Source organism: Alcaligenes sp. Marseille-Q7550 (assembly GCF_965112015.1).
Window position 1 is genome coordinate 898,801 of the sequence record NZ_CBCOPU010000002.1, and the last position, 15,033, is coordinate 913,833.

Here is a 15,033-nt window from a genome sequence, read left to right on the forward strand (position 1 = left end):
GCGCCACGCCCCGCTTTTTTTTGCCCCGCCCCGGTCAGCCCTGCGCCATCTGCCGCAGCACGAAGCGCTGCAGCTTGCCGGTTTCGGTGCGCGGCAGATGCGTCACGAATTCAATGGCGCGCGGATATTTGTAGGGCGCGGCATTCTCCTTCACGAAGTCCTGAAGCTGCCTCTTGAGCTCCTCGCTGCCCGTAAAGCCCGGCTTGAGCACGATGAAGGCCTTGACCACCTGGCCGCGATCCTCGTCCGGCGCGCCCACCACTCCGCATTCGGCGACCGCCTCGTGCTTGAGCAGGGTGCCTTCCACCTCGGGGCCGGCGATGTTGTAGCCGGCCGAGACTATCATGTCGTCATTGCGGGCCTGGTAATACAGATAGCCGTCCTCGTCCATCTTGAAGGTGTCGCCGGGGAAGTTCCAGCCGCCCTGCACGAACTGCTTCTGCCGTTCATCGTTCAGGTACTTGCAGCCGGTCGGTCCCTTGACCGCCAGGCGCCCCGCCGTGCCGACCGGCACCGGGTTCAGGTTCTCGTCCAGGATCGCGGCCACATAGCCGGGCACCACCTTGCCGCTGGCGCCGGGCCGCACCTGCTCGGGCGGGCTGGAGACATAGACGTGGATCATCTCGGTGCCGCCGATGCCGTCGGTCATCTCGATGCCCGTGGCCTGCTTCCACAGCTGGCGCGTGGCGTCGGGCAGGGCCTCGCCGGCCGAGACGCTGGCGCGCAGGCTGGCCAGCGAATAGCGGCCCACCAGCGCGGCCATCTGGCGGTAGAACGTCGGCGCCGTGAAGGTCATGGTGACCTTGAAGCGGTCTATGGTGGCCAGCAGATCGGCCGGAGTCAGGCGCTCCAGCAGCACCGTCGACGCGCCCGCCCGCAGCGGGAAGCACAGCAGGCCGCCCAGGCCGAAGGTGAAGGCCAGCGGCGGCGTGCCGCAGACCACGTCCTGCGGGCTCAGGCGCAGGATGTGGCGCGAAAAGGTGTCGCACATGGCCAGCACGTCACGGTGAAAATGCATGCAGCCCTTGGGCTGGCCGGTGGTGCCGCTGGTGAAGGCGATCAGGCAGACATCGTCGGCCGCCGTGTCGCAGGCCGTGAAATCGGCCGGTTTGTCCTTGAGCAGGGATTCCAGGCCCTCGGGCCCTTCGTCGTTGAAGCACAGCAATTGCCTGAGCACGGGCGCATGGCTGGCATGGCCCGCGTCCATGCAATGATCCAGCTCCTCGCGCAGGCGCACATCGCACAGCGCGGCGTGGATCTCGGCCTTTTCCAGTATGGTCTTGAGCTCCACGGCCCGCAGCAGCGGCATGGTAGGAACCGTGACCAGACCCGCCTTGATGCTGGCCAGCCAGCAGGCCGCCATCATGGGATTGTTCGGACCGCGCAGCAGAATGCGGTTGCCCGGCACCAGCTTCAGGTCCTGCGTCAGCACATGGGCGATGCGGTTGGTCAGCACATCCAGTTCCGCGTAGGTCAGGCTGGCGTCCTGCTCGCCCTGCGCCCAGCGCAGCGCGATCCGGTCCCCATGCCCGGCGGCCACCTGCTCGCTCAGCAGCGCCGCGGCGCAGTTGAAGCGGGCCGGATAGTCCACGTCGGGATTGCCCTCGATCAGCATCCGCGGCCACCATTCCAGCGGCGGCAGATTGTCACGAGCAAAAGTATCGATATGGGCCGAACGTTCCATCCTTGTCTCCTGCGTATGTAGCGCCCCGCTCGGGCGTAGGCCCCGGCCAGCCGGCGCACACCGCCGCATGTACCAAGACCTATATTGTTTAGTTCTAAACTATATTAGCAAAAAAAAACCTGGCCGCCACTGCTTGAGCCTACGGGTTATCCGCAGTAGCGGCACCAGCGCCGGGTCCGCCGCGGCTCAACGCTCCGCCTGAAGCCCTGGCATGATTGACAAGCCCGGGCTGAGCCTCGAATAGAGGATTCGGCCCTGCCAAAAGAATTCGGCATCAAAAAGACGTAAAATTTTCAATTAAGAAAATAATTGAAAACGTATCCGTTTAGAATCAAAAATGAAGAGCGGAGCCACTGCCGGCACTGGACCTCATACGCCAGCTTATTCATGACACTTGAAGCAGATAGTCCCTTGATTTCATCCAGCTTATGGAGCAATGCGCGTCCATATTCCAAGGATGGGGAAGTTAAGTCGGCGAAGGTAATAAGCAAATTTCCGAATACTGTTTTTCATGCTTCCCGCTTGTCCGCCGGCAAGCTTCAGTATACGTTTTTAATAATATTATTAATTTAAACTTAAAAACGAATTTACTTTGATCTGCCGCAATGTCAAACTTGCAAGCACCCCCCTAAAATGACACCTGAGCTTACCCAGCTTACTTCCGGCTGCGGTCTGCGTCCTTCAAAGCTAAAAATTTTGGACATGCACCATTAAGGCCAGCTATCTATGATCATGAACGATATCCCAGCTTCCGCCGTCGCCGACGCCGCCCCCGACCTGGAGAGCCGTGCCAGCAGCGACGATCACTTCGACGTGCGCCTGTGGCTGCGCCTGATGGCCTGCACCAACTTGGTCGAAGGCGAGATCCTCAGCCGTCTGCGCACCGAACATCAAACCACCCTGCCGCGCTTCGACCTCATGGCGCAACTGCAGCGCCGCCCCGCCGGCATGAAGATGAGCGAACTCTCGCGCCACCTGATGGTCACCAACGGCAACATCACCGGCATCACCGACCAGCTCGAAAAAGAAGGCCTGGTGGAGCGCATGAAGGTAGTCACCGACCGGCGCAGCTCCCTGATCCGCCTCACCCCCAAGGGCAAGCGCCAGTTCCGCAAGATGGCCGCCTCGCATGAACAATGGCTGCAGGACATGTTCGCCGACCTGTCCGAGAAAACGCGCAAGAACCTCTTCGAAGCCTTGGGCGAACTCAAGCTCATCGCCCGCAACCACGTCTCGATGGGCGCCCGCCAGAACTGATCCGGCCCGCTCCCGTAAGCATGTGCCCAGGCGGCTCAAAGCAAGTATCATTACTGTTTTGAGCCGCCTTTAACTTTGTTTTCCGGATAGCGTCATGGCCGTCAATCTGTTCATTCCTTCCGAATCCGACATCCACCCCGTCGCCGGCGTCAGAATCGGCATCGCCGAAGCCGGCATCCGCAAGGCCAACCGACGCGACCTGACCGTCTTCGAACTGTCGCCCGGCAGCAGCGTGGCAGGCGTGTTCACCACCAACCGCTTCCGCGCCGCGCCGGTGCAGGTCTGCGAGGCCCACCTGGCCACGCACGAGGACATAGGCGCGCTGGTCATCAATACCGGCAACGCCAACGCCGGCACGGGCGAGACCGGCCTGGCCGACGCCCGCCACACCTGCAATGAACTGGCCAGGCTGCTGAACCTGCGCCCTCAGCAGGTGCTGCCCTTCTCCACCGGCGTTATCCTGGAGCCCCTGCCCATGGACCGCCTGCTGGCCGGCCTGCCCAAGGCGGTGGCCGACCTGAACGCGAACAACTGGTTCAATGCGGCCCACAGCATCATGAACACGGACACGCAGCCCAAGATCGTATCGCGCCAGATCACCCTGTCCGGCAAGACCGTCACCCTGACCGGCATCAGCAAGGGCGCGGGCATGATCCGTCCCAACATGGCCACCATGCTGGGCTTCCTGGCCACGGACGCGGGCATCGCCCCCGAACTGCTCAAGGACACGTGCCGCCTGGCGGCCAACCGCTCCTTCAACCGCATCACCGTGGACGGCGACACCTCCACCAACGACTCCTTCATCATCATGGCCACGGGCCAGAGCGGCGTGCAGGTGGAGTCCATCGCGGACCCCAACTACAACAAGCTGCTGGACGCGCTGGTGGACGCCTCGCGCGAACTGGCCCAGAAGATCGTGCGCGACGCCGAAGGCGCCACCAAGTTCATGACCATCCAGGTCGAGGACGCGGGCTCCTCCGAGGAAGCCCTCAAGGTGGCCTATGCCATCGCCCATTCGCCGCTCGTCAAGACGGCCTTCTTTGCTTCGGACCCGAACCTGGGCCGCATCCTGTGCGCCATCGGCTACGCCGGCATCGCCGACCTGGACGTCTCCCGCTTGCGCCTGTGGCTGGGCGACGTGCTGGTGGCCCAGAACGGCGGCCGCAATCCCGACTATCGCGAAGAAGACGGGCAGCGCGTCATGCAGGAGGCCGAAATCCTGGTGCGCGTGTCGCTGGGCCGCGGCCAGGCCAGCGAGACCGTCTACACCTGCGACTTCTCCCACGAATACGTATCCATCAACGCGGATTACCGCTCCTGACGGCAACAGGCCCCGCCGGTCGCCCGGCGGAGCCTGTCGTCGTCACGCTTGTTCCTGGCCCGGACCGGTTCCGGGCCTTTATCTATTTGGCCATGCCCTTGATCAGCGAGATCACCGCCAGGATCAGGAACACGAAGAACAGGATCTTGGCGATCGAAGCCGCGCCAGCGGCGATGCCGCCAAAACCCAGGACGGCGGCCACGATGGCCACGATGAAAAAGATAACGGCGTAGTACAGCATACGACTCTCCTTGTGACGGCCGCGGCTGGCGGCCACGTAGCATTGACAGCCCTGATGACGCCCCGCCCCGGACGGGGCCGGCGCAGGCCGCCGCGCTAATAACGGTCGTACTTGTCGTAGAAGTCCTTCACTTCGCGCTCGGCTTCTTCGCGGGTGCGGCCGTAGCGCTCCTGCACCAGACCAGCCAACTGCTGGGAGTCGCCCTTGACCCGGGCCAGTTCGTCATCGGTCAGGTCGCCCCAGACGGATTTGGCCTTGCCGGCGAGCTGTTTCCATTTACCTTCGATCGTGTCTTTATTCATGCTGTTCCCCTTGTGTAAGGTTTCAGAAATATCGACGTACGCTCATCGAACGTTACCCATACCGTAGCTAAACATGCCGGGCGGCAGGCCACAGAATGCCAGTAAATGTAAACGTCTGTTGTTGCCGGCCCGCCCGGCGGCCATGGCGGCTGCGGTCATGGACGGTCTTGCCGCGGCGCTGCGGCTCCCCGCCGTTTTTCGCCGCCGCGACGTAACCAATAGATGCGAAATGCAGACAGCCCAAGCCCCAAACCATTGACGGCAAAGCCTTTTTACCTTATTATTTTTTGCTTGGCATTTTGCGTGCCAAGCTATTTTCAACGATTGCCGACTGCATGCTGACCAATCCGCCCTGCCGCCATGCCTATGGGACAGTGCGGTGTCGGGGCGCCAGCCGGATTGAATCTCTAAGGGACTCCCTATGTACGCGGTTATAAAAACCGGCGGTAAGCAATATCGCGTTACTGCTGGCCAAAAACTCAAGATAGAACAGATACCGGCTGACATTGGGCAAGAAATCTCGCTCGACCAGGTCCTGTCCGTAGGCGAAGGCGAAGCACTGAAGATCGGTGCTCCTTTCGTTGACGGCGCCGTGGTCAAGGCAACCGTTCTTGCGCAAGGCCGTCACGACAAAGTGAAAATCTTCAAAATGCGCCGTCGCAAGCACTATCGCAAAACGCAAGGCCATCGTCAGAACTACACCGAAATCCGCATCGAGGCCGTCAACGGCTAAGCCGTTGCTCGAAGCGAATCTGGTATTTTCTTCATCAAGGAGCTAAAACATGGCACAGAAGAAAGGCGGCGGCTCTACGCGGAACGGCCGTGACTCACAGGCCAAACGACTGGGCGTAAAAGTTTACGGCGGTCAGGAAATTCTGGCTGGCGGCATCATTGTCCGTCAGCGCGGCCCTCAGTTTCACCCCGCCGTGTCCGTGGGCATTGGCAAGGACCACCCCCTGTTCTCCCTGGTCGATGGCAAAGTCAAATTTTCCATCACCGGTGCACTGAACAAGCGTACCGTTTCGGTCGTTGCCGCCGAGTAAGCTCACGCTCCACGCGTAGCAGCCCAGAAAGCCCTGCCGTTTGCGGCGGGGCTTTTTCTTTGCGCGGCCGACCCCAGAACGACAAGAGCACGCCTGCCCGGCGCGCAATCCGCCGGCTCCGCGCCCAATCTCCTATACACTGAGCACTTAGTGTTTTTTGTTTAAAATGGTCCGGATACGGGACCGCGGCCACGCGTGTTCCTGGACCCATACAGCACTCATCACCATGAAATTCGTAGACGAAGCGACCATTGAAGTCATCGCAGGCAAAGGCGGAAATGGCGTCGCCAGCTTCCGCCGGGAAAAATTCATCGAAAAAGGCGGGCCGGACGGCGGCGACGGCGGCCGGGGCGGCAGCATCCATGCCGTGGCCGACCGCAACGTCAACACCCTGATCGACTACCGCTACGCCCGTCTGCACCGCGCCCGCAACGGCGAAAATGGCCGCGGCTCGGACCAGTACGGCGCCGCCGGCCCGGACATCGTGCTGCGCCTGCCCGTGGGCACCATGGTGTTCGACGCCGACACCGGCGAACAACTGTACGACCTGAAACGCCACGGCGAACGCGTCACGCTGGCCAAGGGCGGCCAGGGCGGGATGGGCAACCTGCACTTCAAGTCCAGCGTGAACCGCGCTCCACGCCAGTTCACCTACGGCAAGGAAGGCGAGCAGCGCAAGCTGCGCCTGGAATTGAAGGTGCTGGCCGACGTGGGCCTGCTGGGCATGCCCAACGCCGGCAAGTCCACGTTCATCTCGCGCGTCTCCAACGCCCGCCCGCGCATCGCCGACTACCCCTTCACCACGCTGCACCCCAATCTGGGCGTGGTGCGTTCCTCCGAATCGCACAGCTTCGTGGTGGCGGACATTCCAGGCCTGATCGAAGGCGCCTCCGAAGGCGCGGGGCTGGGCCACCTGTTCCTGCGCCATCTGACCCGCACGCGCATCCTGCTGCACCTGCTGGACGTCTCCAGCCTGGATCCGGATGTGGACGTGGTGGAAAAAGTCGTCGCCGAAGCCCGCGCCATCGTCGAGGAACTGCGCCTGTACAGCGAAGAACTGTACGCCAAGCCGCGCTGGCTGGTGCTGAACAAGCTGGACATGGTGGACGATCCCGAAGACCTCAAGGCCCGCCTGCTCAAGGAGCTCGGCTGGGAAGGCCCCGTGTTCGGCATCTCCGCCCTGACCGGCGAAGGCACCCAGGAACTGGTCTGGCAACTGCAATCCTGGCTGGACGAGGAAACCCGCAAGGAACACATCGAACAGGACAAGGCCGACGGCACCCACGTGTACGACGACCCGCGTTTCGCCCCGGACTGAACAGGCCGGCGGCCCGTTGCGCCGGCCTTCGGGGCCGGCGCGAGCACATGACGCCCGGCCCCGCGGTCAGCCTGCCGCTCCTTCCCTCCGGGCATTTTCCCTATTTCTACGCTAACCGATGGATCTCAGGCTCATCATGCAGCTCTCTTCTCACTCCGAGTCCGCCGTCGCCCAATCGCGGCGCCTGGTCGTCAAGGTGGGTTCGTCCCTGGTCACCAACGAAGGCAAAGGCATAGACCTTGACGCCGTTGAGCAGTGGGCCACCCAGATCGCCAGCCTGCATGCGCAGGGCAAGCAACTGGTGCTGGTCTCCACCGGCGCCATCGCCGAAGGCATGGCGCGCCTGGGCTGGCCGCGCCGGCCCAAGGCCATGAACGAACTGCAGGCCGCTGCCGCCGTGGGACAGATGGGCCTGATCCAGGCCTATGAAGTGGCCTTTGCCCGCCATGGCGTGCGTACCGCCCAGATCCTGCTGACTCACGAAGACCTGGCCGACCGCCATCGCTACCTGAACGCGCGCAGCACAATCAACACCTTGCTGGACCTGGGCGTGGTGCCCATCGTCAACGAGAACGACACCGTGGTCACCGACGAAATCCGCGTGGGCGACAACGACACGCTGGGCGCGCTGGTGACCAACCTGATCGAAGCCGAGGCCCTGATCATCCTGACGGTCCAGGGCGGCCTGTACAGCGCCGATCCGCGCCGCAATCCGGACGCCGAGTTCATCTCCCTGGCCCAGGCCCGACACCCCACGCTGGACGCCATGGCCGGCGGCTCGGGCACCATGGTGGGCACCGGCGGCATGATCACCAAGATCCTGGCGGCAAAGCGGGCCGCCAACAGCGGCGGCCACACCATCATTGCCTCGGGCCGGGAAAGCAATGTGCTCTCGCGTCTGGCCCAGGGCGAACGCATCGGCACCGAACTGCGCGCCATGCTGCCCGTGCGCTCGGCTCGCCAGCGCTGGCTGGTGGACCACCTGCGCGTGCGCGGGCGCGTGTCGCTGGACGACGGGGCCGTGCGCGCCCTGACCGAAGGTCATAAAAGCCTGCTGCCCGTGGGCGTCACCCACGTGGAAGGCGAGTTCGACCGGGGCGATGTGGTCGCCTGCGTGGACCGGCATGGCGTGGAGTACGCGCGCGGCCTGATCAATTATTCGTCCGACGACACCCGGCGCATCATGGGCCAGCCCAGCCACCTGATCAATGAACTGCTGGGAGGCGCGAACGACACCGAGCTGATGCACCGCAACAACATGGTGTTTCCCAACTCGGCCGCCGAGTCGGACTGACCCGTCAAGGCCGGCCTCGAACTTCCGGCCTTGACCCGCTCCGCCCCCGCCTGTTGAAATAGACCGGCCAAACGTATCGAATTACGACAGCGGGCGCGCATGACGCGCCTTGCTCCTGCGCAGCCCTGCCGCGCCATATAAGGAAAAGTATGAAGATCCTCGTTCTGGGCGCCGGCGTGGAAGGAGTCACCAGCGCCTATTATCTGGCCCGCCAGGGCCACAGCGTGACGGTGGTGGATCGCCTGCAGGGCCCCGCCCTGGAGACCAGCTTCGCCAATGCCGGCCAACTGTCCTTCGGCTACGCCTGCCCCTGGGCCGCGCCCGGCATCCCCGCAAGGCGATAGGCTGGATGTTCGACCGCCACCCTCCCTGACCATACGTCCGGACCGCAGCCTGGACCAGATCCGCTGGCTCCTGGCCATGTGGCGCAACTGCACGCCCGACCATTACGCCACCAACAAGGAACGGATGGTGCGGCTGGCCGAATACAGCCGGCATTGCCTGGCCGAGCTGCGCGAAGCTACCGGCATCCAGTACGAGCAACGCCGGCAAGGCACGCTGCAGCTTTTCCGCACCCAGAAGCAACTGGACGCCGTCGCCGCCGACATCCAGGTGCTGCAACAAGCCGGCGTGCGCTACGAGCTGATGCCGGCCTCTGAGCTGCACCGCGTGGAACCCGCCCTGCGGCATGTTGAGCACAAGCTGAGCGGCGGCTTGCGCTTTCCTGACGACGAGACCGGCGACTGCCAGCTTTTCACCACCCGCCTGGCCGAGCTGGCCCGTCAGGAAGGCGTGGAATTCCACTGGGGCCAGACGATCCAGCGCATCCATGCAAGCGGCGGACGGATCAGCGGCGTGCAGTGCCAGGACGAACTGCTGGTGGCCGATGCCTATGTCGTCGCGCTGGGCTCCTGGTCCACGGGCCTGATGAAAGACCTGCAGGCCATTCCCGTCTATCCGCTGAAAGGCTATTCCATCACGGCGACCATCGCGGACGAATCGCGGGCGCCGCAATCCACCCTGCTCGATGAAAGCTACAAGATCGCCTTGACCCGTTTCGATCGCCGCATACGCGTAGGCGGCATGGCGGAAGTGGTGGGCTTTGACAAACGCCTGAACCCGCGCCGCCAGCAAACCTTGCTGATGGTGCTGAACGACCTGTTCCCCGGCAGCTACCAGAGCGGCGTGGATCTGAACTTCTGGACCGGCCTGCGGCCCAAGACCCCCGACAGCACGCCCATCATAGGCCGCACGCGCTACGACAATCTGTTCCTGAACACCGGCCACGGCACGCTGGGCTGGACGCTGGCCACCGGCAGCGCCCAGTTGCTGGCCGACATCATCAGCGGCCGGGAGCCCGCCATCCGCGCCGACGACCTGTCGGTGCAGCGCTACGCGCATTGACTGCAGCGGCAGAACGCCCGCCACCGCGGAACACGGACGCACGAGCAAGCGTCATTCGCAACGGCGGGAGTACAAAGAGTTCATCCCAGGATCCTGGCGCCGGACGAACCGCATGATGCGGAGGGAAAGAACGACAAACCAAGGCTTCAGTCGCGCAGTTCGCAATTGGCGGCAAACATATAACCCCAGTTGTGCACCGAGCGCACCGGCAGCACGGTATCGCCCCGGTTGAACTTGCGGCGCATCCGGCTGACCAGCACCCCCAGTCGATTGATGAGCAGAGCCGAAGGCGGGTCTTCGATCTCGCCCTGCACACCGGCGATGGCGCTGAGCAGTTCATGGTGGCTGGCGCGCCGGTCGGGGTGATGCAACAGGCAGCAGATGAAAGAGCGCTCCGTGGTGGTCAGGGCGAAGGATTGCCCGTTGGGCGCCACCAGGGCCCAGCCTTCCTGGGTGAGCGCCCAGTCGGCGCGTTGGCGCAGTTCGGGCAGCATGGGCACCTGCATCAGGCGGCGCTGCAGGCTTTGCAGGCTGGCCGCCAGCAATTCGAAGGACGCATCCCTGGGACACAGTTGGTCTCCGCCGCTGTGCAGCGCCTGGAGCATGGCCGCGTCGCAATAGTCCGCCTGCATCAGGATGCCGACCTGCGGGCACAGCATGCGTAGGCGGACGGCAGCCGCGCAGATATCGGACAAGGCGCCGCCCAGCCAGGCAATGCACACCGAGCCCATGTGCCTGCCCCGGCTTTGCGCCAATTGCAGCAAGGCGGTGGAGTCGCGGCAGGAAATCGGCCGATAGCCCCGTTCCGCCAGGGCCTTGACCTGCTGTTCCAGCAGGTTTCGATCAGGAATGACACTGGAGAGGTACAGCACAACAGGACCGCCAGTAACCACATTTGTAACCGACATAGTTGATACCTTAACTATAATGACGCCAGATGACCCTGCCTGACATTATAAATCACAAACGTGTTATTTAATCAAAACCATCGTGGTGGGCGTTGCATCAACAATCTGTGGTGTGAAAAACTTCTCCGAACGCCTGCGCCACGCACGGCAACAACGCGGCCTGTCGCAGGCCGGGCTGGCCCGCTTGTGCGGCCTGAGCCAGAGCGCCATCTCCAACTACGAGAACGGCACGCGCCGCGACGCCCGGGAAATCCTGGACCTAGCCAAGGCCTTGAGCGTCAGCGCGCAGTGGCTGCGCAACGGAGTGGGCATGATGGAGCCCCGGGCGGGCGGCGCCCTGGTCATGCATGAACCAGACGGCGGACCGCCCATCGTCACCTGGCCTTTCAGCCGCTTTTCCGTGGATGAAATCGTCGCGCTGCCCGTGACCGAGCGCGAACTTCTCGAGCGCACCGTGCGCCACCTGCTCGACGGCATGAAACCCCGCTAGCGGTCCCGCTCGCGGCAAGACCGCAGCGTTCAACATCACATACGGGATTATCCATCAAAACCATCGTGGTCGGCGTTCCATGAACAATCACTGGTGTGAAGCACTTTTCCGAACGCCTACGCCATGCCCGGCAGCAGCGCGGCCTCTCCCAGGCCGAGCTGGCCCGGCTCTGCAACCTGAGCCAGAGCGCCATCTCCAACTACGAGAGCGGCGCGCGCCGTGACGCCCGCGAGATCCTGGACCTGGCCAAGGCCCTGAACGTCAGCGCCCAGTGGCTCAAGAGCGGCCTGGGCCCCATGGAGATCAGCGTGGGCGGCGCACTGGTCATGCATGAACCGGACGGCGGACCGCCCATCGTCACCTGGCCCTTCAGCCGCTTCTCCGTGGACGAGATCGTGGCGCTGTCCGGCAAGGACCGCGAACACCTGGACCAGACCATACGCCATCTGCTCAATGGCATGAAAAGCAAATAAGCTTTATCAGCCCACAGACAGGTCCAAGACACCTATACTTGTCCTCACGCAGGGGTACTCGCCGCAGGCGGGTTGAGAAACACCCTCGTACCAGTACGGATAATGCCGATGCTGGGAGCGTGCGCCCCAGGTGCAATGCCTGCAAGGTGCTTCTTCCTATATCGGCTCCACCCCTTCCTTGGAGCTGCAATGACAAGCAAAAACCCAACTTTCACAGCCACCGCGGCCAGCGTGGACCCGGCTGCGATCCAGCCTTTGCCCAATTCCCGCAAGATCTACCAGACCGGCTCGCGTCCCGACCTGCGCGTGCCGTTCCGCGAGATCACCCTGGCCGATACCCCCAGCCAGTTCGGCGCGGAGCGCAACCCCGCTCAGCGTCTACGACACCAGCGGCCCCTACACGGACCCGGCCGCCCACATCGACATCCGCAAGGGCCTGCCGCCGCTGCGTCAGGCCTGGATCCAGGAGCGCGACGACACCGAACTGACCGCCGGCCTGAACAGCCAGTACGGCCGGGCCCGGCAGGCCGATCCGGAGCTGGACGCGCTGCGCTTCGAGCTGGTCCGCCGGCCGCGGCGCGGCAAGCCCGGCGCCAACGTCACCCAGATGCACTATGCGCGACGCGGCATCGTCACGCCCGAGATGGAGTTCGTGGCCATCCGCGAGAACCTGCGCCGCGAGCAATACCTGGAAAGCCTGCGCGCCAGCGGCCCGCAAGGCGAGGAAATGGCCCGTCGCCTGACCCGCGTGCATCCCGGCCAGGGCTACGGCGCCACCCTGCCCGCCCTGGTCACGCCCGAATTCGTGCGCGACGAGATCGCGCGCGGCCGGGCCATCCTGCCGGCCAACGTCAACCACCCGGAAACCGAGCCCATGATCATAGGCCGCAATTTCCTGGTGAAGATCAACGCCAACATCGGCAACTCGGCGCTGGGCTCGACCATCGGCGAAGAAGTCGAAAAGATGACCTGGGCCATACGATGGGGCGCGGACACCATCATGGACCTGTCCACCGGCAGGAACATCCACGAGACGCGCGAATGGATCATCCGCAACTCGCCCGTGCCCGTGGGCACCGTGCCCATCTACCAGGCCCTGGAAAAGGTCGGCGGCATCGCCGAGGACCTGACCTGGGACATCTTCCGCGACACGCTGATCGAGCAGGCCGAACAGGGGGTGGACTATTTCACCATCCACGCCGGCGTGCGCCTGCCCTTCATCCCGATGACGGCCAGCCGCATGACGGGCATCGTGTCGCGCGGCGGCTCCATCATGGCCAAATGGTGTCTGGCGCATCACCGCGAAAGCTTCCTGTACGAACGCTTCGAGGACATCTGCGACATCATGAAGCAGTATGACGTGGCCTTCTCGCTGGGCGACGGCCTGCGGCCCGGCTCGGGATACGATGCCAACGACCAGGCCCAGTTCGCCGAACTGCGCACCCTGGGCGAGCTGACCCAGGCAGCCTGGAAGCACGATGTGCAGGTCATGATCGAAGGCCCCGGCCACGTGCCGCTGCACCTGATCCCGGAAAACATGCGGCTGCAACTGGAGCACTGCCACGAAGCGCCCTTCTATACGCTGGGACCGCTGGCCACGGACATCGCGCCGGGCTACGACCACATCACCTCCGGCCTGGGCGCGGCCATGATCGCCTGGCAGGGCACGGCCATGCTGTGCTATGTCACGCCCAAGGAGCACCTGGGCCTGCCCAACAAGAAGGACGTCAAGGACGGCATCATCACCTACAAGATCGCCGCCCACGCGGCCGACCTGGCCAAGGGGCACCCGGCCGCGGCTTTTCGCGACAACGCCTTGTCCAAGGCGCGCTTCGAGTTCCGCTGGGAGGACCAGTTCAACCTGGGCCTGGACCCGGACACGGCGCGCGACTTCCACGACGAGACCCTGCCCAAGGACTCCATGAAGGTGGCCCACTTCTGCTCCATGTGCGGACCCAAGTTCTGCAGCATGAAGATCTCGCAGGACGTGCGCGACTACGCCAAGGCCAAGGGCCTGGACGAGGCGGCCGCCGTGGACCAGGGCATGAAGGAGATGTCGGTGCAGTTCGTGCAGCAGGGCAGCAAGCTGTACCAGGAGGCTTGACGCCTTCATGATCAGGCAGTGAAAGCGCCCCGGGCGGGTTTGTCCTGCCTGGGGCTTTTTTGCGGGGCTTCTTCGATTATCAGGACCATTGCAGGCGGGGGAGCGATCCGGGAGGCAAGCATTCTGCTGTTCGAGCGCGACGCTTATGACTCGTCCGAGGGGCGGGCCATCGCGCGAGTTCAGAATGCGCCCGGAGCGATCCGCCGACAAGGGCACCGGTGCAGCACCGGCAAGCCATCAGCCCAGACGAGCCCGCTCACTTCCTGAACGGCGTCTTTGCAAAGGCCTGCTTGCTTATCAACCAGCCGATCCGCACCCCGCAACTAGATGGGTAAGCTTGTTCGCGCACCATCACGCCCAAAAAAAGCCCGGCGAAAGCCGGGCCTTTGCTCGTCCGCGCCTGCAGGCGCATAAAGCCTTTACTGCTGAGGGGCGTACAGATACAGCTCCACGCGCCGGTTCATGGCGCGGCCTTCCGCCGTGGCGTTGTCGCCGATCGGCGAATTCGGCCCGCGGCCCTCGACCATCAGGCGGCCCTGGCCCACGCCTTGCTGGGTCAGGTAGTTGGTGACGGCGCTGGCGCGGTTCACGGACAGCGTCTGGTTGGTCTGGGCGGAGCCCGTGCTGTCGGTGTGACCGATGGCCTTGGCGCGCAGTTCGGGATGCTGGACCATGGCGCGCGCCACGCTGTCCAGCACCGGCAGCAGAGCCGGCTTCAACTGGTACTTGCCCGTGTCGAAGGAGACGCTGCTGGGGATATTGACACGCAGGCTGCCGTCGGGCATTTCCGTGACGTCCACGCCCAGGCTGGTCGCGCCGGACTGCTGGACATCCTTCTTGATGCCGGACCAGTTGTAGGCCGCAATGCCCCCGGCCAGGGCGCCGATGCCCGCACCGATGGCCGCCGCCTTGCTGCTGTCTCCGATCAGGGCGCCCAGCCCCGCCCCCACGGCGGCGCCTGCCCCCGCTCCAACGGCAGTGCGCCCGCCCGTACCCATATTGTCCATGGTGCCGCAGCCGGCCAGGATGGCGAAAGCGCCTGCACATGCCGCAAACTTGGCAGAACGAATGGAAATTGTCATTCTTTTCTCCGTAATCTCGAAATTAAGTACAAGGGCCTATCGAGCGCCCCTATGCTAGCAAGGCGCGCATAGACTCGGTGTTACAGAATGGTTCCAAACACCTCTGTTAACA

13 protein-coding genes and 2 pseudogenes are annotated in these 15,033 nt (G+C 63.8%); 10 read left to right on the forward strand and 5 right to left on the reverse strand.

Annotated elements, in window-relative coordinates; all coding sequences use genetic code 11:
* Positions 1–34: 34 nt before the first annotated feature.
* Entirely contained in the window at positions 35–1,684 is a 1,650-nt protein-coding gene (locus ACWPWO_RS13645) for an AMP-binding protein (protein ID WP_454007036.1), read from the reverse strand.
* Between the two features lie 726 nt (positions 1,685–2,410).
* On the opposite strand from ACWPWO_RS13645, the gene ACWPWO_RS13650 reads away from it, so the two are divergent.
* Positions 2,411–2,941 carry a MarR family winged helix-turn-helix transcriptional regulator gene (locus tag ACWPWO_RS13650; RefSeq protein ID WP_454007037.1) on the forward strand — a complete coding sequence of 177 codons (531 nt, stop codon included), beginning with the start codon at positions 2,411–2,413 and terminating at the stop codon, positions 2,939–2,941.
* A 94-nt stretch (positions 2,942–3,035) separates the two neighbouring features.
* Positions 3,036–4,262: a bifunctional glutamate N-acetyltransferase/amino-acid acetyltransferase ArgJ gene (argJ, locus tag ACWPWO_RS13655; RefSeq protein WP_454007038.1), complete on the forward strand. Its 1,227-nt coding sequence runs from the start codon at positions 3,036–3,038 to the stop codon at positions 4,260–4,262.
* Between the two features lie 82 nt (positions 4,263–4,344).
* Here argJ and ACWPWO_RS13660 read toward each other — a convergent pair whose 3' ends face one another.
* Complete coding sequence (locus tag ACWPWO_RS13660; RefSeq protein WP_394061884.1) at positions 4,345–4,503, reverse strand: DUF1328 domain-containing protein; 159 nt, start codon at positions 4,501–4,503, stop codon at positions 4,345–4,347.
* Positions 4,504–4,598: 95 nt separating this feature from the next.
* On the reverse strand, positions 4,599–4,805 hold the full coding sequence (locus ACWPWO_RS13665; RefSeq protein ID WP_454007039.1) for a CsbD family protein: 207 nt from the start codon (positions 4,803–4,805) through the stop codon (positions 4,599–4,601).
* Positions 4,806–5,226: 421 nt separating this feature from the next.
* Between ACWPWO_RS13665 and rplU the strand changes: the two genes are divergently transcribed.
* The 5 genes and pseudogenes from rplU to ACWPWO_RS13690 all read left to right on the forward strand — a co-directional run bounded on the left by rplU (position 5,227) and on the right by ACWPWO_RS13690 (position 9,864).
* On the forward strand, positions 5,227–5,538 hold the full coding sequence (rplU, locus tag ACWPWO_RS13670; RefSeq protein ID WP_394061888.1) for a 50S ribosomal protein L21: 312 nt from the start codon (positions 5,227–5,229) through the stop codon (positions 5,536–5,538).
* Between the two features lie 49 nt (positions 5,539–5,587).
* Positions 5,588–5,848: a 50S ribosomal protein L27 gene (gene rpmA / locus ACWPWO_RS13675; protein ID WP_454007040.1), complete on the forward strand. Its 261-nt coding sequence runs from the start codon at positions 5,588–5,590 to the stop codon at positions 5,846–5,848.
* Positions 5,849–6,074: 226 nt separating this feature from the next.
* Positions 6,075–7,166, forward strand: coding sequence for a GTPase ObgE (gene obgE / locus ACWPWO_RS13680; protein WP_454007041.1), 1,092 nt, complete (start codon positions 6,075–6,077; stop codon positions 7,164–7,166).
* Between the two features lie 136 nt (positions 7,167–7,302).
* A complete protein-coding gene (proB, locus tag ACWPWO_RS13685; RefSeq protein WP_454007042.1) occupies positions 7,303–8,460 on the forward strand; it encodes a glutamate 5-kinase in 1,158 nt (385 codons plus the stop codon).
* A 149-nt stretch (positions 8,461–8,609) separates the two neighbouring features.
* Positions 8,610–9,864, forward strand: a pseudogene (locus ACWPWO_RS13690) (D-amino acid dehydrogenase).
* A 146-nt stretch (positions 9,865–10,010) separates the two neighbouring features.
* Here the strand turns inward: ACWPWO_RS13690 and ACWPWO_RS13695 are convergent.
* Positions 10,011–10,772, reverse strand: a complete 762-nt coding sequence (locus tag ACWPWO_RS13695; protein WP_454007043.1) for a DNA-binding response regulator — start codon at positions 10,770–10,772, stop codon at positions 10,011–10,013.
* A 112-nt stretch (positions 10,773–10,884) separates the two neighbouring features.
* Here ACWPWO_RS13695 and ACWPWO_RS13700 point away from each other — a divergent pair, with 112 nt between their 5' ends.
* From ACWPWO_RS13700 to thiC, 3 genes and pseudogenes are all read left to right on the forward strand, one after another.
* On the forward strand, positions 10,885–11,262 hold the full coding sequence (locus tag ACWPWO_RS13700) for a helix-turn-helix domain-containing protein (RefSeq protein WP_454007044.1): 378 nt from the start codon (positions 10,885–10,887) through the stop codon (positions 11,260–11,262).
* Positions 11,263–11,357: 95 nt separating this feature from the next.
* On the forward strand, positions 11,358–11,735 hold the full coding sequence (locus tag ACWPWO_RS13705; protein ID WP_394061901.1) for a helix-turn-helix domain-containing protein: 378 nt from the start codon (positions 11,358–11,360) through the stop codon (positions 11,733–11,735).
* Positions 11,736–11,924: 189 nt separating this feature from the next.
* Positions 11,925–13,839 (forward strand): annotated as a pseudogene (thiC, locus tag ACWPWO_RS13710) (phosphomethylpyrimidine synthase ThiC).
* 419 nt (positions 13,840–14,258) lie between these two features.
* Here the strand turns inward: thiC and ACWPWO_RS13715 are convergent.
* Positions 14,259–14,837 (reverse strand): OmpA family protein, encoded by a 579-nt coding sequence (locus tag ACWPWO_RS13715; protein ID WP_454007497.1) that lies wholly within the window; start codon positions 14,835–14,837, stop codon positions 14,259–14,261.
* Positions 14,838–15,033 lie beyond the last annotated feature (196 nt).

What these genes read in the sequence shown, in the direction of transcription:
- rplU (WP_394061888.1), top strand. Translation starts at nt 5,227, where the DNA reads ATGTACGCGGTTATAAAAACCGGCGGTAAGCAATATCGCGTTACTGCT.
- argJ (WP_454007038.1), top strand. Translation starts at nt 3,036, where the DNA reads ATGGCCGTCAATCTGTTCATTCCTTCCGAATCCGACATCCACCCCGTC.
- rpmA (WP_454007040.1), top strand. Translation starts at nt 5,588, where the DNA reads ATGGCACAGAAGAAAGGCGGCGGCTCTACGCGGAACGGCCGTGACTCA.
- ACWPWO_RS13660 (WP_394061884.1), bottom strand. Translation starts at nt 4,503, where the DNA reads ATGCTGTACTACGCCGTTATCTTTTTCATCGTGGCCATCGTGGCCGCC.
- obgE (WP_454007041.1), top strand. Translation starts at nt 6,075, where the DNA reads ATGAAATTCGTAGACGAAGCGACCATTGAAGTCATCGCAGGCAAAGGC.
- ACWPWO_RS13695 (WP_454007043.1), bottom strand. Translation starts at nt 10,772, where the DNA reads ATGTCGGTTACAAATGTGGTTACTGGCGGTCCTGTTGTGCTGTACCTC.
- ACWPWO_RS13665 (WP_454007039.1), bottom strand. Translation starts at nt 4,805, where the DNA reads ATGAATAAAGACACGATCGAAGGTAAATGGAAACAGCTCGCCGGCAAG.
- proB (WP_454007042.1), top strand. Translation starts at nt 7,303, where the DNA reads ATGCAGCTCTCTTCTCACTCCGAGTCCGCCGTCGCCCAATCGCGGCGC.
- ACWPWO_RS13715 (WP_454007497.1), bottom strand. Translation starts at nt 14,837, where the DNA reads ATGGGTACGGGCGGGCGCACTGCCGTTGGAGCGGGGGCAGGCGCCGCC.
- ACWPWO_RS13645 (WP_454007036.1), bottom strand. Translation starts at nt 1,684, where the DNA reads ATGGAACGTTCGGCCCATATCGATACTTTTGCTCGTGACAATCTGCCG.
- ACWPWO_RS13650 (WP_454007037.1), top strand. Translation starts at nt 2,411, where the DNA reads ATGATCATGAACGATATCCCAGCTTCCGCCGTCGCCGACGCCGCCCCC.